Source organism: Pseudomonas palmensis (assembly GCF_017848315.1).
GTDB classification, from domain to species: Bacteria; Pseudomonadota; Gammaproteobacteria; order Pseudomonadales; family Pseudomonadaceae; genus Aquipseudomonas; species Aquipseudomonas palmensis.
Window position 1 is genome coordinate 38,677 of the sequence record NZ_JAFKEC010000019.1, and the last position, 22,114, is coordinate 60,790.

The 22,114-nt window shown below is 65.0% G+C and carries 19 protein-coding genes; 4 read left to right on the top strand and 15 right to left on the bottom strand.

The annotated features are described in order from the left end of the window. The 3 genes from bcsB to bcsQ are packed head-to-tail and all read right to left on the bottom strand — an operon-like array spanning nt 1 to nt 5,770. The gene (gene bcsB, locus JZZ72_RS12765) at nt 1–2,334 is read right to left on the bottom strand and encodes a cellulose biosynthesis cyclic di-GMP-binding regulatory protein BcsB (RefSeq protein ID WP_236066267.1); all 2,334 of its coding nucleotides are present in this window, start codon (nt 2,332–2,334) and stop codon (nt 1–3) included. Then, nucleotides 2,331–4,559, bottom strand: a complete 2,229-nt coding sequence (bcsA, locus tag JZZ72_RS12770) for a UDP-forming cellulose synthase catalytic subunit (protein ID WP_043862371.1) — start codon at nt 4,557–4,559, stop codon at nt 2,331–2,333. The genes bcsB and bcsA overlap by 4 nt, the downstream gene beginning before the upstream one ends. Then, complete coding sequence (gene bcsQ, locus JZZ72_RS12775) at nt 4,556–5,770, bottom strand: cellulose biosynthesis protein BcsQ (RefSeq protein ID WP_210014530.1); 1,215 nt, start codon at nt 5,768–5,770, stop codon at nt 4,556–4,558. The genes bcsA and bcsQ overlap by 4 nt, the downstream gene beginning before the upstream one ends. Before the next feature lie 493 nt (nt 5,771–6,263). On the opposite strand from bcsQ, the gene dnaX reads away from it, so the two are divergent. The 3 genes from dnaX to recR all read left to right on the top strand — a co-directional run bounded on the left by dnaX (nt 6,264) and on the right by recR (nt 9,420). Further along, a complete protein-coding gene (dnaX, locus tag JZZ72_RS12780) occupies nt 6,264–8,327 on the top strand; it encodes a DNA polymerase III subunit gamma/tau (protein WP_058542027.1) in 2,064 nt (687 codons plus the stop codon). A gap of 65 nt (nt 8,328–8,392) precedes the next feature. Next, a complete protein-coding gene (locus JZZ72_RS12785; protein WP_010226011.1) occupies nt 8,393–8,719 on the top strand; it encodes a YbaB/EbfC family nucleoid-associated protein in 327 nt (108 codons plus the stop codon). 98 nt (nt 8,720–8,817) lie between these two features. Beyond that, nucleotides 8,818–9,420 (top strand): recombination mediator RecR, encoded by a 603-nt coding sequence (recR, locus tag JZZ72_RS12790; protein ID WP_078480240.1) that lies wholly within the window; start codon nt 8,818–8,820, stop codon nt 9,418–9,420. A gap of 94 nt (nt 9,421–9,514) precedes the next feature. On the opposite strand, the gene JZZ72_RS12795 is transcribed toward recR, so the two are convergent. Further along, on the bottom strand, nt 9,515–10,063 hold the full coding sequence (locus tag JZZ72_RS12795) for an adenine phosphoribosyltransferase (protein WP_058542026.1): 549 nt from the start codon (nt 10,061–10,063) through the stop codon (nt 9,515–9,517). Nucleotides 10,064–10,117: 54 nt separating this feature from the next. Continuing rightward, nucleotides 10,118–10,852 carry a Crp/Fnr family transcriptional regulator FnrA gene (gene fnrA, locus JZZ72_RS12800; RefSeq protein ID WP_043862376.1) on the bottom strand — a complete coding sequence of 245 codons (735 nt, stop codon included), beginning with the start codon at nt 10,850–10,852 and terminating at the stop codon, nt 10,118–10,120. Between the two features lie 159 nt (nt 10,853–11,011). Between fnrA and JZZ72_RS12805 the strand changes: the two genes are divergently transcribed. After that, nucleotides 11,012–11,476 (top strand): hypothetical protein, encoded by a 465-nt coding sequence (locus tag JZZ72_RS12805; protein WP_043862377.1) that lies wholly within the window; start codon nt 11,012–11,014, stop codon nt 11,474–11,476. Between the two features lies 1 nt (nt 11,477). Here JZZ72_RS12805 and hemN read toward each other — a convergent pair whose 3' ends face one another. From hemN to ccoN, 10 genes are all read right to left on the bottom strand, one after another. Beyond that, entirely contained in the window at nt 11,478–12,860 is a 1,383-nt protein-coding gene (gene hemN, locus JZZ72_RS12810) for an oxygen-independent coproporphyrinogen III oxidase (RefSeq protein ID WP_058542025.1), read from the bottom strand. An 82-nt stretch (nt 12,861–12,942) separates the two neighbouring features. Then, nucleotides 12,943–13,626, bottom strand: a complete 684-nt coding sequence (locus tag JZZ72_RS12815) for a sulfite exporter TauE/SafE family protein (RefSeq protein ID WP_043862379.1) — start codon at nt 13,624–13,626, stop codon at nt 12,943–12,945. After that, the gene (ccoS, locus tag JZZ72_RS12820; protein WP_054915579.1) at nt 13,619–13,834 is read right to left on the bottom strand and encodes a cbb3-type cytochrome oxidase assembly protein CcoS; all 216 of its coding nucleotides are present in this window, start codon (nt 13,832–13,834) and stop codon (nt 13,619–13,621) included. Before ccoS ends, JZZ72_RS12815 begins: the two co-directional genes overlap by 8 nt. 12 nt (nt 13,835–13,846) lie before the next feature. Continuing rightward, nucleotides 13,847–16,300, bottom strand: coding sequence for a heavy metal translocating P-type ATPase (locus tag JZZ72_RS12825; protein WP_210014531.1), 2,454 nt, complete (start codon nt 16,298–16,300; stop codon nt 13,847–13,849). Between the two features lie 112 nt (nt 16,301–16,412). Beyond that, complete coding sequence (locus JZZ72_RS12830) at nt 16,413–16,949, bottom strand: FixH family protein (RefSeq protein WP_043862382.1); 537 nt, start codon at nt 16,947–16,949, stop codon at nt 16,413–16,415. Between the two features lie 12 nt (nt 16,950–16,961). Beyond that, nucleotides 16,962–18,377: a cytochrome c oxidase accessory protein CcoG gene (gene ccoG / locus JZZ72_RS12835; RefSeq protein ID WP_058542067.1), complete on the bottom strand. Its 1,416-nt coding sequence runs from the start codon at nt 18,375–18,377 to the stop codon at nt 16,962–16,964. Between the two features lie 293 nt (nt 18,378–18,670). Next, nucleotides 18,671–19,651: a cytochrome-c oxidase, cbb3-type subunit III gene (ccoP, locus tag JZZ72_RS12840; RefSeq protein WP_043862384.1), complete on the bottom strand. Its 981-nt coding sequence runs from the start codon at nt 19,649–19,651 to the stop codon at nt 18,671–18,673. Then, nucleotides 19,648–19,845, bottom strand: a complete 198-nt coding sequence (locus JZZ72_RS12845; protein WP_043862418.1) for a CcoQ/FixQ family Cbb3-type cytochrome c oxidase assembly chaperone — start codon at nt 19,843–19,845, stop codon at nt 19,648–19,650. The genes ccoP and JZZ72_RS12845 overlap by 4 nt, the downstream gene beginning before the upstream one ends. A 5-nt stretch (nt 19,846–19,850) precedes the next feature. Beyond that, entirely contained in the window at nt 19,851–20,459 is a 609-nt protein-coding gene (ccoO, locus tag JZZ72_RS12850; protein ID WP_043862385.1) for a cytochrome-c oxidase, cbb3-type subunit II, read from the bottom strand. Then, a complete protein-coding gene (gene ccoN / locus JZZ72_RS12855; protein WP_043862386.1) occupies nt 20,459–21,901 on the bottom strand; it encodes a cytochrome-c oxidase, cbb3-type subunit I in 1,443 nt (480 codons plus the stop codon). Before ccoN ends, ccoO begins: the two co-directional genes overlap by 1 nt. Nucleotides 21,902–22,114: the final 213 nt, after the last annotated feature.

Sequence of the window (22,114 nt, forward strand, 5' to 3'; positions counted from 1 at the left end):
TTACTCGATGTTGAGGCGACGTTTGGCCTGGGCGCGCAGCGAGAAGAACGCCACCAGGCTGACCAGGGCAACCCCCAGCAGGGTCAACAGCAGCAGCGCCGGTACATGCTGGGACAGCAGCCACTGGATGTAACGGAACGGCCCCAGGTGCCCCACGTAGTAAGCCTGCTCGGCCACCAGCGATTCGACATTCCTGCCGTTGATCACCACAAGGCTGCCTTGCAGTGCCTGGGTGTACTGTTCGCCGCCGATCAGGGCGTCGGTGACCTCCACCAGGTTCTGCGGCTGCGGGCTGGACAGCACCACCACGCTGCGCCCGCTCTTGAGCGGCGACTCGAACCCGGTGACGTACGAGCTGCGGTTCTCGCCGGTGAAGGTGAGCGCACCGCGCGCGGCGCGCAGGCTGGCCTTGGGATCGGGGCTGATCCATTCGCGCAGGCGCATCGGCAGGTCGGAGAACTCCACGTAATGCCTGGCGTCCTGGGTCCTGCTGGGCAGGTAGTCGGCCCAGGTCTTGAGCAGTGGCTGGTTGTCGCCGGAAGCCAGCACCAGCAGGTCCTTGTCGGCCAGGGCATCGACCTGGCCGGCCTGGGCCACGGTGACGGCGGTGGCCGGGTAGCCGGTGGAGTCGCCAAAGCGTCCGAGCACGGTGAGGTAGGCGCTCCAGTCGGCGCTGCCGGCGTTGTCCGGCAGGATCACCGCCGAGTCGGACAGGTCGGCCAGGCGCGTGAACGGGAAGCCGCTGTCCTTGAACACGCCCAGGTTGGGCATGGCGATGAAGTGGTCGTAGCCGCTCAGGTCCAGGGTGGAGTCCGGGTCGATGGCGCCGCGCATGTTGTCGATGATGATGTCGCGGCATTCACCCTGCTTGATGTAGTCGTACATGAAGCGGAACTGCAGGCGCGACTGCAGGGCGACCGAGTCCAGCGGCAGCAGCATGCTCGCCTCGCGGGCGATGCTGTCGTCTTTCTTCAGGGCTGCCAGCAGGCTGTCGCCGCCGCCCAGGCGCTCGATCGAGGGCAGGTTCATCGACTTGATGAAAGTATCGTTGAAGCTCACCAGCAGCGAAGAGTTGGACGAGGTCTGCTGTGGGGTGTAGCGGTACTTGAGGTCCAGCCGGGCGCCCTGTTCGCGCCAGTTGAACAGGTCGGGTGGCAGGCGCACCGGCACGGTGATCATGCCGGGGTTGTAGCCCGACACATTGAGCTGGCGCGGGTCGATCAGCTCGCCAAGGCGCACCGGGCGATCGGTCGGCAGCCAGTTGGGCGCGTCATACGGCTGGCGTGGCTGCAGCGCATTGACGGTGTCGATCTGCACGCTGGGGCCGGAGAAGCTGCGGTAGCCGATCACCAGGGCGGTGGCGGCGCGCTTGAGTTCGGCGCTGTCGCGTCCGGCGATGACCAGCAGCTTGCCGTGCGGGTCGTTGGGGTTGCTCACCAGCGACAGGGTCGGGCCCTTGAGGTCGGGCAGCGTCAGGCCCTCGACCTGGTTGGCCTCGGCGGTGTTGACCAGCACCACCGCGTTGCCGCTGGCGGGCAGGCTGTGCAGGTTGGTGGGGAAGTTTGCGCCACGGTAGCTGGCCAGTGCACCGATCCACGACGACACCGCGCCCGCCGCTTCGAGGGTGGTGTTGTCGGGGGCCACGGCAAACACGAACGGCAGGCTCAGGGCGCGTGGGTCGCGACGATCGAACAGCGGCAGCGGCAGCAGGGCCAGGTCGTTGGGCAGCACCACCGGCTTGACCTGCAGGCTCAACTGGCTTTCGTTGCTGATCTTGGCCCACAGGCTCGAATGCAGCGGGTCTTCGCACTGCATGGTGTAGTGGCCGATCAACTGCACGCCGAGCCGGTTGAACTCGGTGATCAGGTACGGCGGAATGTCGATCACCTGCTTTTGCAGGACGCCGGCGTTTTCCTTGGGCAACGGCAGGCTGGCGGCCACTTCGTCGTTGACCATGATGTTGATCTGCGAGAGGTCGCTGAGCAGCGCTGGCGAATAGGTGTATTGCAGGGTCAGTTGCGCGCCGGTCACCACCTCGTCGGCCCGCACGTCGAAGTTGACCGTGTCGGTCGACTCCACGCCACGCAGGCTCATGGTGTAGTTCTTGCCCAGCTGCTTGAGGCTGAGCTGGTACTTTTCGCCGGCCGCATCCGGTGCCGCCGGCGCCGTTTCGCTGGCGGCGGGCTCCGTGGCGGGCGCCGCTGCGCTGGCCGCGACCTCATCGGCCTGGGCAGGTTGCAGCAGGCTGCCCAGGCACAGCAGCGAGCCGGCGAGCAGACGGCGAGAACGGCGCGACAGGTTCACTTGTTGGTCGGTATGAAGCATGACGGTCATTGCGAGTCCAACGAAGGTTCGAGGTGGGTGGGGGCTTGCTTGCGCTTGTAGCGACGATGGCGCAAGGCGCTGAGGGTCGCCTGGGCCAGGTCCATGATGCCGCGCACGCCGATGCGGCTCACATCGTGCAGGGCGCTCAACGGGGTGTCGGGCTTGCTGCCACCCCAGGTTGCGGCCCAGGTGTCGGCCCGCGAGAAGGTCAGGCGCACGAAGTCGCTCTGCTGGCGCAAGGTCAGCGGCTTGAACTGCACCCCGACCATGGCGCCACGGCTGAACACCACGGTGGCCGGCAGTACGCAGGCCTGCTGCTTGCGCATCAGGATCACCTGGATGTCCTGGCCCTTGTGCAGGCTCTGGCCCTCGGGAAGCTTGAAGCCCACGCCCTTTTGCGAGAAGTCCACGGTGGTGCAGTCGATGGTGGTGCCGTCGGCGGTCTGCACCTGAATCGGCAGCTCGGCGCGCACGCGCGGCTCGGAACGCACCTGGCGGGTTTCACTGGCAACCGCAACGGCAGCGCTGGTGATGATCACGTTGTAGATCGTCCAGGCCAGGTTGATGATGATGGTGATGGCTGCGGCCGGGTCGCCCCAGATCAGTTGCACCACACCGAACACCATGCCGATCAGGTTCAGGGTCAGCAGGATGATGTAGGGGCGCGCCAGCTCCCAGTCGAAGTATTCCTTGTCGATGATGCCGCCCTTGTCGGTCACGTTGAAGCCGCCAAGCTTGGGGTTGATCAGCGCCACCAGTACCGGGCGCATGATGTACCAGGCCAGCACCGACTCGTAGACCTCGTTCCAGAACGAATGGCGAAAGCGCCCCTGGATACGCGAGTTGGTCAGGCTGGCGTGGAAGATGTGCGGCAGTACGTAGGCGGTGATCATCAGCGCCGAGGCGTGGAAGATCTGCGCGCCGAAGATCAGGTACGCCAGCGGCGCGGTCAGGAAGACCAGGCGCGGCAGGCCGTAGAAGAAGTGCAGCATGGCGTTCACGTAGCACACGCGTTGGCCGAAGCTCAGGCCCTTGCCGATGAACGGGTTGTCGGTACGGAAGATCTGCGCCATGCCGCGTGCCCAGCGGATGCGCTGGCTGATGTGCCGCGACAGGCTCTCGGTGGCCAGGCCCGCAGCCTGGGGGATCGCCAGGTACGCGGTGTTGTAGCCCTTGCGGTTGAGCTTGAGCGCGGTGTGCGCATCTTCGGTCACCGTCTCGATGGCCACGCCGCCCACTTCCAGCAGGTGGCTGCGGCGGATCACTGCACACGAGCCGCAGAAAAAGGTGGCGTTCCACAGGTCGTTGCCGTCCTGCACCAGGCCGTAGAACAGCTCGCCCTCGTTGGGCACCGAGCGGAACGTGTCGAGGTTCTTCTCGAACGGGTCGGGCGAAAAGAAGAAGTGCGGGGTCTGCAGCAGGGCCAGTTTCGGGTCCTTGAGGAACCAGCCCATCGCCACCTGCAGGAAGGAGCGCGTGGGCACGTGGTCGGCGTCGAAAATGGCGATGTACTCGCCGTCGGTGACCTTCAGGGCCTCGTTGAGGTTGCCGGCCTTGGCGTGGACGTTGTCGGCGCGCACGATGTAGTTGACCCCGATCTGCCGGCAGAACTCGCGAAAATCGTCGCGGCGGCCATCATCCAGCACGTGCACGCGCAGCTTGTCGCGCGGCCAGTCGATGGCCTGGGCGGCGAAGATCGTCAGCTTCACGATGCTCAGCGCTTCGTTGTAGGTGGGGATGAACACATCCACCGTGGGCCAGTCCTTGGGGTCCTGGGTAAGAATCTTGGGCTTGCGCTGCAAGGGCCAGGCGGTCTGCATGTAGCCGAACGCCAGCACCACCAGGGCATAGAACTCTGCTGCCACCAGGCCGTAGCCGAACACGATGTCCAGCCAGCTGTCGAAGCCCAGCGTGTCGGTGACGCGCCAGTACACATAACGCAGGGTGGCCACCAGCGACAACACCACCATGGCCAGCACCGGCAGGCGCCCGGGCAGCTTGCGCAGTATCAGCAGGCCGGCGAAGCACAGGGCGGCGAAGGCGAACTGGCGCTCCAGCTCCAGGGGGGCGGTGACCACGGCCACCAGCAGCAGGGCGCCGATCAGGCCGGCACCGATCTTCAGCGCGCGCAGCACCGGGGCGGGCCATTGCCCGAAGCGTTCGAGCCAGACATTCAAGCGCGCAACCGTGTTGGGCGCCTGCACTGCAGACGCCTGGTCTAAGGGGGCGGTCATGGGGTACCGGACTGTTGGTGGTGATGGGCGAGGTGGGCGCCAAGGGCATGCGCCACGTCGCGCAGGTCCTGGCAGGCAGGGCTGTCGGGCACCTTGACGAACGGATCGAATTCGAAGGCCTGGGCTTCGTCCAGGCTGTGGTCGAGACGGACCATGCCCAGCAGCTCGCGACCGATGCGCTGGCGCAGTACCTGGCACATGTCCAGGTCCAGCGCGCGGGTGGGGTCGACCTTGTTGATCAGGTAGCCGCAGCGCGGCGCGGGGCTGCGCTGGTGCAGGGGCGCAAGCCAGGCCTGCAGTTCATCCAGCACGCGGTAGGCGGCTGGAGTCGGCAGGGTCAGGGCCACCACCTGGTCGGCCATCTCCAGCACTGGCGCAAGCCATGGGGTGGCGCCGGTGGGCAGGTCGATGATCAGTACGTCAGCGGGTGTCAGTGCCAGCGTTGCCAATTGCTGCAGCAGCCAGCCAGGCTGGTTGGCCAGGCGCTGCTCCAGGCTGCGCAACTGGGTGGCGTCGGCGTGCCCGAATGGCAGGCATTCGGCGGTCGAGTCGGGCACTGGGTGGCAGTGGATGCTCCAGGGTTCGTCGCTGTCGGTGGCCTGGCTCAGACCGGGGGCGGTACGCGGCAGCATCAGTTGGCTGGCGAGGCTGTTCTGCGGGTCCAGGTCCAGTGCCACCACGCGACCGTGCGGGCGCTCCAGCAGCTTGGCCAGCGCGGCGGCAAAGGTGGTCTTGCCCACACCACCCTTGGCCGAAACCACAGCGATGATGCTGGCCTGGGGGCGTGTCGGTGCCGGTTTGTGCATGGCATGCTCCAGTGCACCCTGATTCAGCCCCTGGGCCGTGGCATGGCGCAGGCGAGCCGCCGCTTCGAGTTGTTCACGCAGCGACAGGGGGGCGCCGGCGGGCTGTGCAGCCGGTTCGGGAGCGGGCGGTATACGCTTCACGGGCGCGGGCACCGCAACGACTGCCGGCGCAGGAGCTGGTGCCTGTACCGGCGCAGGCACCGATGCCAGGGTCGGCGGCAGCTTCAGGGCCGCCAGGGTCGCGGCCACCGGGGCAACCGGCTCGGGCGCGGCAGCAGGTGTGATCGGTTCAGCCACCGTCAGCGCGGGTTCGAGGTATTCGAACTCGGTGTCGATTTCTTTATAGCTGTCCGCACTTGCCCCAAACCTGGTGAACAGATTTCCAATGTCGTCTGCATGACTCATATGTGTAATCCCGGCCTACGGCTATCTGATCAACTGCTGGGGCAGATAAGGTCTGTCACACTGCTAGGATGCTAATGTGTGATATCAAACTGATAGTGTCAATATTTTGTTTATTTCTGGGCTGGTTTTTCGCATTTTCGCCGAGTTAAAAAAATACCGCCATAAGTTTGACTGTTTTGTCGCTGCCTGTGCAGCGCATCTGCACGATGGATGCCGTTCTTGAACAAGGTCGGCACGAACGGCATAAAGCTTAGCCTAGCTTGTAGGAAATGACTGATAAGTCGTGCTGACATATATCAGTTTGTTTCACGATTGGCACATAGGTTACCAAGCTTTGCCTGGCGCGTGTTCAGCCAGAGGACAGGCAACCGGCCAGCCCGGGCCGTTGTCCGATCAACGGTGACTGGCCGGCGTGCCCATGCACGGCGGATGCATTTTTGCCCCTGCTCCGCTAGGATTAGCGGTCTTTGGTCTATCTATCCGACGGTTTTCGATGAGTTATCAGGTTCTTGCACGTAAATGGCGTCCGCGCTCGTTCCGCGAAATGGTCGGCCAGACCCATGTGCTCAAGGCCCTGATCAACGCGCTGGACAACCAGCGGCTGCACCACGCCTACCTGTTCACCGGCACCCGCGGGGTGGGCAAGACCACCATCGCGCGCATCATCGCCAAATGCGTCAACTGTGAAACCGGCATTACCTCGACACCGTGCGGCACCTGTTCGGTGTGCCGCGAGATCGACGAGGGGCGCTTCGTCGACCTGATCGAGATCGACGCCGCCAGCCGCACCAAGGTCGAGGATACCCGCGAGCTGCTCGACAACGTGCAGTACGCGCCAAGCCGCGGGCGCTTCAAGGTCTACCTGATCGACGAAGTGCACATGCTCTCCAGCCACTCGTTCAACGCCTTGCTCAAGACGCTTGAAGAGCCGCCGCCCTACGTCAAGTTCATTCTTGCCACCACCGACCCGCAGAAGCTGCCCGCCACCATCCTGTCGCGCTGCCTGCAGTTCTCGCTCAAGAACATGACCCCCGAGCGGGTGGTCGAGCACCTGAGCCATGTGCTCGGGGTCGAGAACGTGCCGTTCGAAGACGACGCCCTGTGGTTGCTGGGCCGCGCCGCCGACGGTTCGATGCGCGATGCCATGAGCCTCACCGACCAGGCCATCGCCTTTGGCGAAGGCAAGGTGCTGGCGGCGGATGTGCGCGCCATGCTCGGCACCCTCGATCACGGCCAGGTCTATGGCGTGCTCCAGGCCCTGCTCGAAGGGGACGCACGAGCCCTGCTCGAAGCCGTGCGGCACCTGGCCGAGCAGGGGCCGGACTGGAACGGCGTGCTGTCTGAAATGCTCAATGTGCTGCACCGCGTGGCGGTGGCCCAGGCGCTGCCCGAGGCGGTGGACAACGGCCAGGGTGATCGTGACCGCGTGCTGGCGCTGGCCGGCGCTCTGCCGGCCGAAGATGTGCAGTTCTATTACCAGATGGGCCTGATCGGCCGGCGCGATCTGCCGCTGGCCCCCGACCCGCGTGGCGGCTTCGAGATGGTGCTGTTGCGCATGTTGGCGTTCCGCCCGGCCGACACCGTCGATGCGCCGACACCGACGCTAAAGTCGACGGGGATCAGCCAGGCCACAGCTGACTCCCCACCCGCGGTGGCAGCGGTCGCCGCGCCGGTGGTGGCTGCACCGGTCGTGCCCACGCCCGTTGCCGAACCTGTTGCCCGCCCGCAGCCCGAACCCGAGCCGCCGGTGCAGGCTGCGCCAGTGCTGCAAGCGCAGGTTGCCGAGCCGCCCGTGCCCGAGGTCGACCTGCCCTGGAACGAGCCGGCCGCGCCTGCGCCCGAGCTCGCTGCGGCGCCTGAACCCGAGCCGGAACCCGAGCCGCAGCCCGAACCTGAACCCGAGGCGATTGCTGCGCCCGTGCCAGCCGCGCCCGCGCCGGCCATCGCGCATCACGACGAGCCACCGATCGCCGACCACGCCAGCTATAGCCCGGCGGGCATGGAGCGCGACGACGAGCCACCGCTGGACGAAGATTACTACGACGCCGAGATCGACCCGGTGGGCTACAGCTACCTGGACGAGCTGGCCAGCGAGACCGCGCCGGAGCCTGCACCGGAGCCCGAGCCAGAGCCTGCCGCGCAACCGGCCACCGGCCTGGCGTTGCAATGGCTGGAGATGTTCCCGCTGCTGCCGATTTCGGGCATGACCGGCAGCATCGCCGCCAACTGCACGCTGATCGCGATGGACGGCGACAACTGGCTGCTGCACCTGGACCCGGCGCACAGCGCCCTGTTCAACGCCACCCAGCAGCGGCGCCTGAACGATGCGCTCAACCAGCACCTTGGGCGTACCCTGAACCTGAGCATCGAACTGATCCGCCCCGAGCAGGAAACCCCGGCCCAGGCCGCGTCGCGCAAGCGTGCCGACCGTCAGCGCGAGGCCGAGGCGTCGATCGAGAACGATCCGTTCATCCAGCAGATGATCCAGCAGTTCGGCGCCACCGTGCGTCACGATACTATTGAACCTGTCGACGCCCTGGTGGCCCAGGGCGACTAATCCGTTTACCCCAGCACCGCGGTCTGCCGCGGTGTGCCAAGTAACTTGATACCGAGGTGATTCCCATGATGAAAGGTGGCATGGCCGGCCTGATGAAGCAGGCACAGCAGATGCAGGAAAAAATGGCCAAGATGCAGGAAGAGCTGGCCAACGCCGAAGTGACCGGCCAATCGGGCGCCGGCCTGGTCAGCGTGGTGATGACCGGTCGCCATGACGTCAAGCGCATCAGCCTGGACGACAGCCTGATGCAGGAAGACAAGGAAGTGCTGGAAGACCTGATCGCAGCGGCCGTGAACGATGCGGTGCGCAAGGTCGAGGCCAACAGCCAGGAAAAGATGGGCGGCATGACCGCCGGCATGCAACTGCCGCCGGGCTTCAAGATGCCGTTCTGAGGCATTGCCTGCGTGACCCTCGGTGGGAGCACAGCCATTCGGTTGTCGCTCCCATCGTCGTTTTTCCGTTCAACCGATGATCTGCCAGGCCTTTTACCATGAGCTTCAGCCCCTTGATTCGCCAACTGATCGACGCCTTGCGCACGCTGCCGGGTGTGGGTCAGAAAACCGCCCAGCGCATGGCCCTGCAACTGCTGGAGCGTGACCGCAGCGGCGGCGTACGCCTGGCCCAGGCGTTGAGCCAGGCCATGGAGGGGGTGGGGCATTGCCGTCAGTGCCGCACCCTGACCGAGCAGGAGCTGTGCCCGCAGTGCGCCGACCCACGGCGTGACGACACCCTGCTGTGCGTGGTGGAGGGGCCGATGGACGTGTACGCGGTGGAGCAGACCGGTTATCGCGGCCGCTACTTCGTGCTCAAGGGGCATCTGTCGCCACTGGACGGCCTGGGGCCGGAGGCCATCGGGATTCCGCAGTTGCTGGCGCGTATTGCGGAGCAGGGCAGCTTCACCGAGGTGATCCTGGCCACCAACCCCACGGTGGAAGGGGAGGCCACGGCGCATTACATCGCTCAGCTGCTGGCGGACAAGGGGCTGGTGGCTTCACGCATCGCCCATGGTGTGCCGCTGGGCGGGGAGCTGGAACTGGTGGATGGCGGAACGCTGGCGCATTCGTTCGCGGGGCGTAAACCAATCGCGCTGTGAGCGTGCGGGGCCCCTTCGCCAGCAAGGCTGGCTCCTACAAGAGCATGCGGCCTTTGTAGGAGCCAGCCTTGCTGGCGAAGGGGTCAGTGCGCGCTCAATATTCGCTAAGCGAAAACTCGGTCAGGCAGAACGTCTGCACCCCTGCCGCCTGCAGCTTCTGCGAGCCGCCCAGCTCCGGCAGGTCGATGATCGCCGCCGCCTCGAACACGGCCGCCCCCATGCGCCGTATCAGCTTGGCCGCTGCCAGCAGGGTGCCGCCGGTGGCGATCAGGTCATCCATGATCAGCACCGCATCGCCCTCGCACAGGCTGTCGGCATGCACTTCCAGAAACGCCTCGCCATATTCGGTCTGGTAACCCTCGGCCAGCACATCGGCCGGCAGCTTGCCCTGCTTGCGAAACAGGATCAGCGGCTTGTTGAGCTGGTGGGCAATGATCGAGCCGATCAGGAAGCCGCGCGCATCCAGCGCCCCGACATGGCTGAAGTCAGCCTCGACATAGCGTTCGATGAATTGGTCGGCAACGTGGCGCAGGCCCCGAGGGGACTGGAACAGCGGGGTAATGTCGCGAAAGATCACCCCCGGCTTGGGAAAGTCCGTTACCGGGCGGATCAGGGATTTGAGGTCGAACGCATCGGTCGGCATGGGGCAGGTATCCTGAAGGGCAAACGCCAGCCAGTATACCTGCTGCGCCAGGTGTCAGCTGTCCAGCGAGCCGCCGGCCAGGGCGCACAGCTGAATCGGGTCGATGATGCGTACTTCCTTGCCTTCGGCTTCGATCAGGCCGTTCTGCTGGAAGCGCGTGAACACCCGTGACACGGTTTCCACCGCCAGGCCCAGGTAGTTGCCGATCTCGTTGCGCGACATGCTCAGGCGGAACTGGTTGGCCGAGTAGCCGCGTGCGCGAAAGCGCGCCGACAGGTTGACCAGGAAGGTGGCGATGCGCTCGTCCGCAGTCTTCTTGGACAGCAGCAGCATCATCTGCTGGTCGTCGCGAATCTCGCGGCTCATCACCCGCATCAGTTGGCGACGCAATTGCGGCAGTTGCACCGACAGCTCGTCCAGGCGCTCGAAGGGGATCTCGCACACCGAAGTGGTTTCCTGGGCCTGCGCCGATACCGGGTAGGCCTCGGTGTCCATGCCCGACAGCCCGACCAGCTCGCTGGGCAGGTGGAAGCCGGTGATCTGCTCCTCGCCCGCGTCGCTCAGGCTGAAGGTCTTCAGGGCGCCGGAGCGCACGGCGTAAACCGAGCCGAAGTTGTCGCCCTGGCGGAACAGAAACTCGCCTTTTTTCAACGGACGCCCGCGCTTGACGATTTCGTCCAGTGCGTCCATGTCTTCCAGATTCAGCGAAAGAGGCAGGCACAAGGGCGCCAGGCTGCAATCCTTGCAATGGGCCTGGTTGTGAGGGCGCAGTTTAACTGGCTCGGACATTTTCATTCGATCCTTCTGGGGAAAGCACACATAAGCCGTAAGGGTAACTCAGACGGCCGGGTTCAGGCCAGCGTGCGCGCTTTTGGTGCGTGCTGGGCTCAAGATCGGCGATGTTTGGCCGATGACCTGGAATAGTGTCCTTAACAGGAAAGACTGTCCATGCTCTCTATCGATTCAAATCCTCTGAATAGCGCTGCAACCCAACTCAAACCCCCTGTCGCCAAGACCAATGTCGACGGTGCCCAGAGCGCCCAACCGGCCGAGGCTCCTGCCAAGGAGGGGGTCAGGGTCAACCTGTCCCTGGCGGGCCTGCAAGCGTCCAAAAGCAGCGGCGGCAACAAGGACATCGAGGAAAGCGGTCTGCCCCAGACCATCCAGCAGACCCTCAAGACCATCCGCAAGCTGCAGCAGCAACTGGCTGAAAAGATGCAGCAGATGCAGGCCGTCATGCGAGACAACTCCCTGACCCCCGAGCAGATGCGGCAAAAGGTCTCATCGCTGCAGGGTGAGATCGCCACGCTGACGGGGGCAATCACCACCGCCACCGCCAACCTGAACAAGGCCATGAAGCAGGAGAACCTGAGCCTTGATCAGGTCGCGAAGGTGTTCGAGTTGATGGGCTGATTCAAATCACCCGCGAAAACCGCTGGCGGTTGTGCAGGTCCAGGTAGGCATCGAACACCATGCATACCGAGCGTACCAGCAGGCGCCCCGCCGGCAACACCTTGATCCCGTTGGCATCCAGGCTGATCAGGCCGTCCTTGGCCATGCCCAGCAGGGCAGGCCACTGCGCGTTGAAGTAACCGCGAAAATCGAGGGTGAAGGCGCGCTCGATGGTCTCGAACTCCAGTTCGAAATGGCAGATCAGCTGCTGGATCACCGCGCGGCGGATGCGGTCGTCCTCGTTGCAGATCAGGCCGCGACTGGTGGGCAACTGCGAGGCGCCGAGGGTGTTCTGGTATTCGTTCAGATCACTGCTGTTCTGGCAGTACAGGTCGCCGATCTGGCTGATGGCCGACACGCCAAGGCCGATCAGGTCGCAGTGGCCGTGGGTGGTGTAGCCCTGGAAGTTGCGCTGCAGGGTCGACTCTTCCTGGGCAATGGCCAGTTCGTCGTCGGGCAGGGCGAAATGGTCCATACCGATGTAGCGATAGCCTGCCTCGGTCAGCTGCTCGATGGTGTTGTGCAGCATTTCCAGTTTCAGCGCAGGCGCCGGCAGGTCGCTGCTGTCGATGCGCCGCTGGGGCATGAAACGCTCGGGCAGGTGCGCATAGTTGAACACCGAGAGGCGGTCGGGCTGCAGCTTGATCACTTCCTCGACGGTGCGTGCAAAGCCTTCGGTACTCTGCTTGGGCAGGCCGTAGATCAGGTCGAGGTTGATCGAGCGAAACTGCAGGGTGCGCGCCGCCTCGATGATCGCGCGGGTCTGCTCCAGGCTTTGCGGGCGGTTGATGGCCCGTTGCACCACCGGGTCGAGGTCTTGCACGCCCAGGCTGACACGGTTGAAGCCCAGTTCGCGCAGCAGCCCCATGGTCGACCAGTCGGCCTCGCGCGGGTCGATCTCGATGCCGTAGTCGCCCGAATCATCATCCAGCAGGTTGAAGTGCTGACGCAGGTGCGTCATCAGCTGGCGCAGTTCGGCGTGGCTGAGAAAAGTCGGTGTACCGCCGCCCAGGTGCAGTTGCTCCACGGTCTGGCGCGGGTCCAGGTGGCAGGCGATCAGCTGGATTTCCTGCTCCAGGCGCTGCAGGTAGGGCTGGGCGCGACCGCGGTCCTTGGTGATCACCTTGTTGCAGGCGCAGTAGTAGCAGATGTTGGCGCAGAACGGCACGTGCACGTACAGCGACAGCGGGCGCGCGGCGCGGCGGCTATCACGCAGGGCGTGCAACAGGTCGAACGAGCCGACCTGGCTGTGCAGTTGCACGGCGGTCGGGTAGGAGGTGTAGCGCGGGCCCGCCAGATCGTAACGGCGAATAAGGTCGGGGTCCCAGTGGAGGGCGTCGAGCATGGTGGCAGTCCCTGGAATGGCGGCAGTGTCCGGAGTCTAGGGAGCGTTGTGTCAGGGCGTGTTGATTTGTATCAACGGGTGTTCAGTGCCCCATGAGCCAGTGCTGGTGCGGCCCCGGCAGGGTCCACAGGCCGAACAGGATCACCAGCAGGCCCCCCGTCACGCGTACCCCGCGCTTGCGCAGCAGGGCACTGGTGCGCTCGGCAGCCAGCCCCGTGGCCAGCAGCACCGGCCAGGTGCCCAGGCCGAAGGCCAGCATCAGCAGGGCGCTGTGGGTGGCGTTGCCCTGGCTGGCGGCCCACAGCAGGGTGCTGTAGACCAGCCCGCACGGCAACCAGCCCCACAGCGCGCCCAGCAGCAGCGCGCGCGGCAGGCTCGACACCGGCAGCAGGCGATTGGCCACCGGCTGTATGTGCCGCCACAGGCCGCGCCCCAGGCTTTCGATGCGGGTCAGGCCGCTCCACCAGCCGGCCAGGTACAGGCCCATGCTGATCAGCAGCAGCGCCGCGAGCACGCGCATGCCGGTGGCCAGCGGGCCGCCCGCCACCGCCCAGCCGGCCAGGCCCAGCAGCAGGCCGGCAGCGGCATAGCTGAGGATGCGCCCCAGGTTGTACGCCAGCAGCAGCTGAAAGCGCCGGCTGCGCTGCGCCTTGGGGATGGCCAGGGTGAGTGCGCCCATCAGGCCGCCGCACATGCCCAGGCAGTGGCCGCCCCCCAGCAGGCCGAGGATCAGCGCCGAACTCAGCAGCGGCAACAGGTCAAGCATGGGGCGGGGCGCCGCTGTCGTCGGGCTTGCGCGGCTCGGCCTGGTCCAGGGCGGCCTGGTGCTTGGGGTCCTGGTCGTCGAACAGGATGCTGTGGGCCGGGCCTTCGAGGTCGTCGTACTGGCCGCTGTCCACGGCCCAGAAGAAGATGTACACGGCGATCGCGACGATCAGCAGCGCGGCGGGAATCATGACGTAGAGCGCGGGCATGGGGTCTCCGGGTCAGGCCGTCGCGGGGTGTGCGGCGTCGACGATAGGGGCGGTGGCAGGCAGCTCGCGGATGCGCGTAAGGCGCAGGGCGTTGAGCACCACGATCAGCGAACTGACCGACATGCCGACCGCCGCCCAGATCGGAGTGATCCAGCCCAGTGCGGCGAACGGCAGCATGAGGCCATTGTACAGGCCAGCCCACAGCAGGTTCTCGATGATTATCCGGCGCGTGCGGCGCGCCAGGCCGAAAGCCTGCACCAGCGCCTCCAGGCGGTTGGACAACAGCACCGCATCGGCGCTGGTCTTGGCCAGGTCGGTGGCCGAGCCCATGGCAATGCTGATGTCGGCCGCGGCCAGCACCGGCACGTCGTTGACCCCGTCACCCAGCATCAGCACCTTGTGTCCTTTGGCCTGCAGGGCCTTGAGCCGTTGCAGCTTGTCGTCCGGGCGCAGGCCGCCGACGGCCTGGTCGATGCGCAGCTCGGCGGCGACGCTGGCCACCATCGGCGAGCTGTCGCCCGACAGCAGCAGGGTCTGCCAACCGCGGGCACGGCAGGCTGCCAGCAGGTCGGCGGCGTCGTGGCGCAGGCGGTCGTCGAGCACGAACCAGGCCAGCGGCCCGTGGCTGTCGCCCAGCAGCAGCCACTGCCCGGGTTCATCGGGCATCGCCGGCGCTGCGCTGTGGCTCAGGGCGCACACGAAGTCGGCCTGGCCGATGCGCAGGCGGCGGTTCTCCACCTGCCCCTCAAGACCCAGCCCCGGCGTGCTCTGCACGTCGTCGGCGACCGTGATGGTGCGCCCGAAGGCGCGGGCGATCGGGTGCTCGGAGCGGCTTTCGAGGGCGGCGGCGAGGGTCAGGCACTGGTCGGCGTCCAGCGTCCCCAGCGGGCGGATGGCGCGCAATGTCAGGCGCCCCTCGGTGAGGGTGCCGGTCTTGTCGAAAATCACCGTGTCGATCTGGTTCAGGCCCTCCAGCACATGGCCGCGGGTGAGCAGCAGGCCGAGCTTGTGCAGCGTGCCGGTGGCCGCGGTGAGCGCGGTGGGGGTGGCCAGCGAGAGTGCGCAGGGGCAGGTGGCGACCAGCATGGCCAGCACGATCCAGAACGCCCGCGAGGGGTCCAGTTCCCACCACAGCAGGCCGATGGCCGCGGCGGCCACCAGCGAGAACAGCAGGAACCACTGTGAGGCACGGTCGGCGATCTCGGCCAAGCGAGGTTTTTCCGACTGGGCGCGTTCGAGCAGGCGCACGATGGCCGACAGTCGGGTGTCCTGGCCCAGGGCCTGCACCTGCACGGTCAGTACGCTCTCGATGTTCAGCGTGCCGGCCGTCACCGCATCGCCGCACTGGCGCGGTTGCGGCAGGTACTCGCCGGTCAGCAGCGATTCGTCGACGCTCGACTGGCCGTCGATGATGCGCCCGTCGGCGGGCAGCACCGCGCCCGGGTGTACCAGGACCCGGTCGCCGGTCTGCAGCTCGCGCAGCAGGATGCGCTGGCTGTTGCCGTCGGCATCCAGGCGCAGGCACGAGGCCGGCAGCAGGTTGACCAGTTGCGCGGTGGCTGCGGCGGTGCGCTCGCGGGCACGGCGTTCCAGGTAGCGCCCGGCCAGCAAGAACAGCGCGAACATGCCCACTGCATCGAAATACAGCTCGCCGCTGCCGGTGATGGCGGTCCAGATCCCGGCGAAGTAGGCCAGGCCGATGGCCAGCGACACCGAGACGTCCATGGTCAGGTGGCGGGTGCGCAGGTCGCGGGCGGCGCCCTTGAAGAACGGCGCGCAGCTGTAGAACACGATAGGCGTGGTGAGAAACAGTGCCACCCAGCGCAGGATGGTGTGCAGCTCCGGGCTCAGGTCGATGTTGAACTCGGGCCAGGTGGCCATGGTTGCCATCATGGCCTGGAACCACAGCAGGCCGGCCACGCCGAGCTGGCGCAGGGCGGTGCGGTTCTCGCTGGCCAGCTGCTCGGCGGCGCGGTCGGCCTGGTAGGGGTGGGCGGCGTAGCCGATATGGCGCAGTTCACCCAACAGTTGCGAGAGCGGCAGCTGGCTGTCGGCCCATTGCACCTGCAGGCGATGGTTGGACAGGTTCAGTCGCGCCTCGGCCACCGCCGGCAGGTTGCGCAGGTGCTTTTCGATCAGCCAGCCGCAGGCGGCGCAACTGATGCCTTCGATCATCAGGGTGGTTTCAGCGAGTTCGCCGGTGTGGCGCACAAAAGGCTTCTGCACGTCGCTGCGATCGTACAGGGCCAGTTCGTCGACCAGTTGCACGGGCAGCGCGTCGGGGTTGGCGCTGGCTTCGCTGCGGTGCTGGTAGTAGCTTTCCAGGTTGCCGGCGACGATGGCTTCGGCCACGGCCTGGCAGCCGGGGCAGCAGAATGCACGGGGTTCGCCGAGTACCACGGCGGTGAAGTGGCTGCCGGCCGGGACGGGCAGGGCGCAGTGGTAGCAAGGCGTGGGGCTGGTCATTGTTATCTATCGCAGATGGGTGGTGACCTTGTCGCGGGTCAAGCCCGCTCCCACAGGGTGTCTGAGCACCGAAAACCTGTGGGAGCGGGCTTGACCCGCGATTGCAGTCGACTCATTTCTCGAGGTGTTCAGCCCCTTGCAGCGCCTCGTCACCCAGCATCAGCGTGGTGTCGTGCGCCACTTGCTCTTCTTCGAACAGGCGCCATACCTGGCCCTTTTCGGTACCCAGCAGCTCGACGAAACGCCGGCCCTCGACCTTGTCGCTCAACTGCCCCAGGTAACGCCCGGGCTCGCTTTCGCTGCGGGTCAGCATGATCTTGCGGTCCTTCTCCGGCTGGGTCGGCGAGATCAGGTTCAGCTCCAGGGTCTGCGGCTGGCTGTCACCGCTCAGGCGCAGGTCCACTTCGCCGGTCAGCTCGTCCAGGTGCACGCTGGCCTTGAGCTTCAGGCTCTGCCCCAGCAGCTCGCGGTCCAGCGAGCGGTTGATGCCCTTGCCAGCCTCGTAGTAGTTGTCGTTGACCAGGTTGTCCGGGTTGTTCACCGCGATGGTCACCATGGTCAGGCTCAAGGTCACCGACGTGGCCAGCACGCCGATGATGATCCACGGCCAGAGGTGGTGGTGCCAGGGGCTGGAGGCGTTTGCAGGCATGTCTCTACTCTCTTAGCGAATGTTGGGGCCGATGAAACGGCTCTTGGCTTCGACCTGGGTGCCGTTGTCGTCGGCGTCCTTGAGGGTGAAGGTGACTTCGTTGGCAGTCGAAGGCAGATCTTCCGGTGCCATCGACAGTTGTACCGGCAGGCTGACGATATCGCCGGCCGCCACGCGGATCTCCCGCGCGCCTTCGAGCTTGAGGTCCGGCAGGCCGGAGGCATCGAGCACGTACACGTGGTCGCGCTGGTCCTTGTTCATCACCTTGAGGCTGTACACGTTCTCGATGCGGCCCTGGGCGTTCTCGCGGTACAGCACGCGGTCCTTGCTCACGTCGAAGCCCACCAGCGGGCGCATGAGGAAGGCGGTGGCCAGTAGGCCGATCATCACCAGCAGCACCACGAAGTAGCCGATCAGGCGCGGGCGCAGCATGTGCGTCTTCTGCCCCGACAGGTTGTGCTCGGTGGTGTAGCTGATCAGCCCGCGCGGGTACTCCATCTTGTCCATGATGGTGTCGCAGGCATCGATGCAGGCGGCGCAGCCGATGCACTCGATCTGCAGGCCGTCGCGGATGTCGATGCCGGTCGGGCACACCTGCACGCACATGGTGCAGTCGATGCAGTCGCCCAGGCCCTTGGCCTTGTAGTCCATGTCCTTCTTGCGCGGGCCGCGGGTTTCGCCGCGACGCGGGTCGTACGACACGATCAGCGTGTCCTTGTCGAACATCACGCTCTGGAAGCGCGCATACGGGCACATGTAGATGCACACCTGCTCACGCAGCCAGCCGGCGTTGCCGTAAGTGGCCAGGGTGAAGAAGCCGACCCAGAAGTAGGCCCAGCCGTCGGCCTGGCCGGTGAAGAATTCGATGCTCAGTTCGCGAATGGGGCTGAAGTAGCCGACGAAGGTCATGCCGGTGACGAAGCCGATGCTCAGCCACAGGCTGTGCTTGGCCAGCTTGCGCACCAGCTTGTTGGCACTCATGGGCGCCTTGTCGAGCTTGATGCGCTGGTTGCGGTCGCCTTCGGTGACCTTCTCACACCACATGAAGATCCATGTCCACACGCTTTGCGGGCAGGTATAGCCGCACCACACGCGCCCGGCGAACACGGTGATGAAGAACAGGCCGAAGGCCGCGACGATCAGGATGCCCGAGAGCAGGATGAAGTCCTGGGGCCAGATGGTGGTGCCGAAGATGTAGAACTTGCGCTCGGGCAGGTTCCACCACACGGCCTGGTGCCCGCCCCAGTTCAGCCAGACGGTACCGAAGTACAGCAGGAACAGGAGGGCCCCGCCGGCCATGCGCAGGTTGCGGAACAGGCCGGTGAAGGCGCGGGTGTAGATCTTTTCCCGTGCGGCATAGAGGTCGACGCCGCCGGCATCTTTCTTGGCAGGTGGGGTGACGTCATGTACTGGAATCTGTTTGCTCATCATTGAGTCCCACGGCAGTGGAAAAGTGCCGCGGCCAGTACATGCCGACCGCAGTCAGAAGTTGTTGCTGCTCTAGGGCGCATGATACGCCTGTCATTGCGGTACAGGGTGCAGTGCGACCTTTGGTCGCGTTGGTTAGTGGCGGGCGATAGTGTAGTGGAGCTTGTCAATTGACCTGAGTCACGTGGGTGGCAGATCCGGCCCCTTGGCCGGCTAGCCGGCAGAAGGGGCCTGCGCCAATAAAAAGGCCCCGCCAGCAACACTGGCGGGGCCTTTTCACAGCCGGGGCATGTTCACTGCGCTTCGGCGGTTTTCTCTGGCTGGTGCGAAAGGCTGTAGACATAGGCCGCCAGCAGGTGGACCTTGTCGTTGCCCTGAATGTCCTGCTGCGCCGGCATCTGGCCCTGGCGGCCGTAACGGATGGTCTGCTGCAGCTGGGCGTAGCTCGAGCCGTAGATGAACGCCTGCGGATGGGTCAGGTTGGGCGCGCCCATCGCCGGGGTGCCTTTGCCTTCCGGTCCGTGGCAGGCCACGCAGTTGGCGGCGAACAGCTTCTTGCCGTTTTCCACGTCGGCCTTGGCGTCCTTGGGCAGGGTGCGGCCATCGAGGTTGGTCAGCACGAACCCGGCCACATCGGCCACGCCCTGCTCGCCGATCACTTCGGCCCACGCCGGCATCACGCCGTGACGACCGCCCATGATGGTGGCCTTGATGGTCTCGGGCTCGCCGCCCCAGCGCCAGTCGTCGTCGGTCAGGTTGGGGAAGCCGTAGGAGCCCTTGGCGTCGGAGCCGTGGCATACCGAGCAGTTGGAGGCGAACAGGCGGCCACCCATCTTCAGGGCTTGCGGATCCTTGGCCACTTCTTCAATTGGCATCGCTGCAAATTTGGCGAAGATCGGCCCGAACTTGGCATCCGAACGCGCCATTTCCTTTTCCCACTCATGCACGCCGGTCCAGCCCGACTCGCCGTTGGCAAAGGCCACCTTGTTTTCGTTGTCCAGGTACTGGTAGCCCGGCAGCAGGCCTTTCCAGTTGCCCAGGCCCGGGTACAGCACCAGGTAGCCCAGGGCGAACACGATGGTGCCCACGAACAGCATGAACCACCACTTGGGCAGCGGGTTGTCGTATTCCTCGATGCCGTCGTAGGCGTGGCCCACGGTTTCTTCGGTGGTTTCGCTGCGCTGGCCCTTGCGGGTGGACAGCAGCAGCCAGGTCAGGGCAAAGATGGTACCCAGACTCAGAACGGTGACGTACAGACTCCAGAAGGTAGTCATTCTTTGTTACTCCTAGAAGCGCTCGCTTGCGCTTGCTCGACGTGCTTGCTGGCTTCGGGATCATCCGCGAAGGGCAGCATGGTCGCTTCGTCGAACTCGGACTTGCGCCGAGAACTGAATACCCACAACGCCAGGCCGATGAAGGCCACCATCACCACGACGGTGCCCAGGCCACGAATCATCCCGATATCCATCAAGGTCACCGTTTGCTTTTGATGATGGTGCCCAGCCCTTGCAGGTAGGCAACCAGAGCGTCCATTTCAGTCTTGCCCTTGACCGCGTCGCGGGCACCGGCGATGTCCTCGTCGGTGTAGGGCGTGCCGAGGGTACGCAACACTTCCATTTTCCTGGCGGTCAGCTTGCCGTCGAGGGTGTTCTCCACCAGCCACGGGTAGGCCGGCATCTTCGACTCCGGCACCACGTTGCGCGGGTTGTACAGGTGCGCGCGGTGCCAGTCGTCGGAGTAGCGGCCGCCGACGCGGGCCAGGTCAGGCCCGGTACGCTTGGAACCCCACAGGAACGGGTGGTCCCACACGCTTTCACCGGCTACCGAGTAGTGGCCGTAGCGCTCGGTTTCGGCGCGGAACGGACGGATCATCTGCGAGTGACACTGCACGCAGCCTTCACGGATGTAGATGTCGCGGCCTTCCAGCTCCAGCGCGACGCGGGGCTTCATGCCCTCGACCGGCTTGTTGGTGACGTCCTGGAAGAACAGCGGGACGATCTGGGTCAGGCCGCCGATGCTCACGGCGATGACCATGAAGAAGGCCAGCAGGCCGATATTCTTCTCGACTACTTCGTGCTTCATCAGTGAGCTCCAACGACAGCGATCTGAGCGGCGGCTTCAGCTTCGGCCGGCTGCGAGGCGCGGACGGTGCGCCAAACGTTGTAGGCCATCAGCAGCATGCCGGAGGCGAAGAACGCACCGCCCAGTGCACGCACGATAAAGCCCGGGTGGCTGGCCTGCAGCGCTTCGACGAAGGAGTAGGTGAGGGTGCCGTCGTCGTTGATGGCGCGCCACATCAGGCCCTGGGTGATGCCGTTGACCCACATCGAGGCGATGTACAGCACGGTGCCGATGGTCGCCAGCCAGAAGTGCGCGTTGATCAGGCCCACGCTGTGCATCTGCACGCGGCCATAGATTTTCGGAATCATGTGGTACAGCGCGCCGATCGAGATCATCGCTACCCAGCCCAGGGCGCCGGCGTGTACGTGGCCGATGGTCCAGTCGGTGTAGTGCGACAGCGAGTTGACGGTCTTGATCGCCATCATCGGGCCTTCGAAGGTCGACATGCCGTAGAACGCCAGCGATACCACCAGAAAGCGCAGGATCGGGTCGGTGCGCAGCTTATGCCAGGCGCCCGACAGGGTCATCATGCCGTTGATCATGCCGCCCCAGCTCGGGGCCAGCAGGATGATCGACATCGCCATGCCCAGCGACTGCGCCCAGTCGGGCAGCGCGGTGTAGTGCAGGTGGTGCGGGCCTGCCCAGATGTACAGGGTGATCAGCGCCCAGAAGTGCACGATCGACAGGCGATACGAGTAGATCGGGCGTTCGGCCTGCTTGGGTACGAAGTAGTACATCATGCCCAGGAAGCCGGTGGTCAGGAAGAAGCCCACGGCGTTGTGGCCGTACCACCACTGGATCATCGCGTCGGTCGCGCCCGAGTAGGCCGAGTACGACTTGAACAGGCTGACCGGCAGGGAAGCGTGGTTGACGATGTGCAGCATCGCGGTCACCACGATGAAGGCACCGTAGAACCAGTTGCCCACATAGATGTGCTTGGTCTTGCGCTTGACGATGGTGCCGAAGAACACCGCACCGTAGGTAACCCACACGATGGCCAGCAAAATGGCGATAGGCCATTCCAGTTCTGCGTATTCCTTGGTCGTGGTGTAGCCCAGCGGCAGGGTGACCAGCGCGCCGACGATCACCGCTTGCCAGCCCCAGAAGGTGAAGGCCGCGAGGCTGTCGGAAATCAGTCGCGTCTGGCAGGTTCGCTGCACGACATAGTAGGAAGTGGCAAACAGTGCGCACCCACCGAAGGCGAAGATCACCAGGTTGGTGTGCAGGGGGCGCAGGCGTCCAAAGCTCGTCCACGGCAGGTCCAGGTTCAGCTGAGGCCAGACCAGTTGCGAGGCGATGAAGACACCGAGGCCCATGCCAAGGATCCCCCAGACCACCGTCATGATGGCGAACTGGCGGACGACCTTATAGTTATAAGCAGTCGGACTGATTGCTGTGCTCATTCTAAGGTTCCACGGTTTGGGTGTTTTTGTTGGTTAAAAAATCGGCGCAAGTATGTATAAACCGTGTGGTTATTGCAACGCGATGGAAATCGCGCCGCACCTTGCGAAGGCCGATTTTACGGCGTTTCCAGCCGATTGGCGGTGGGAAGTGTACACAATCGCAAGGCGATAATGTGCACCATTATTCCGCTTTCGTTGTGCACGCATTAAGCT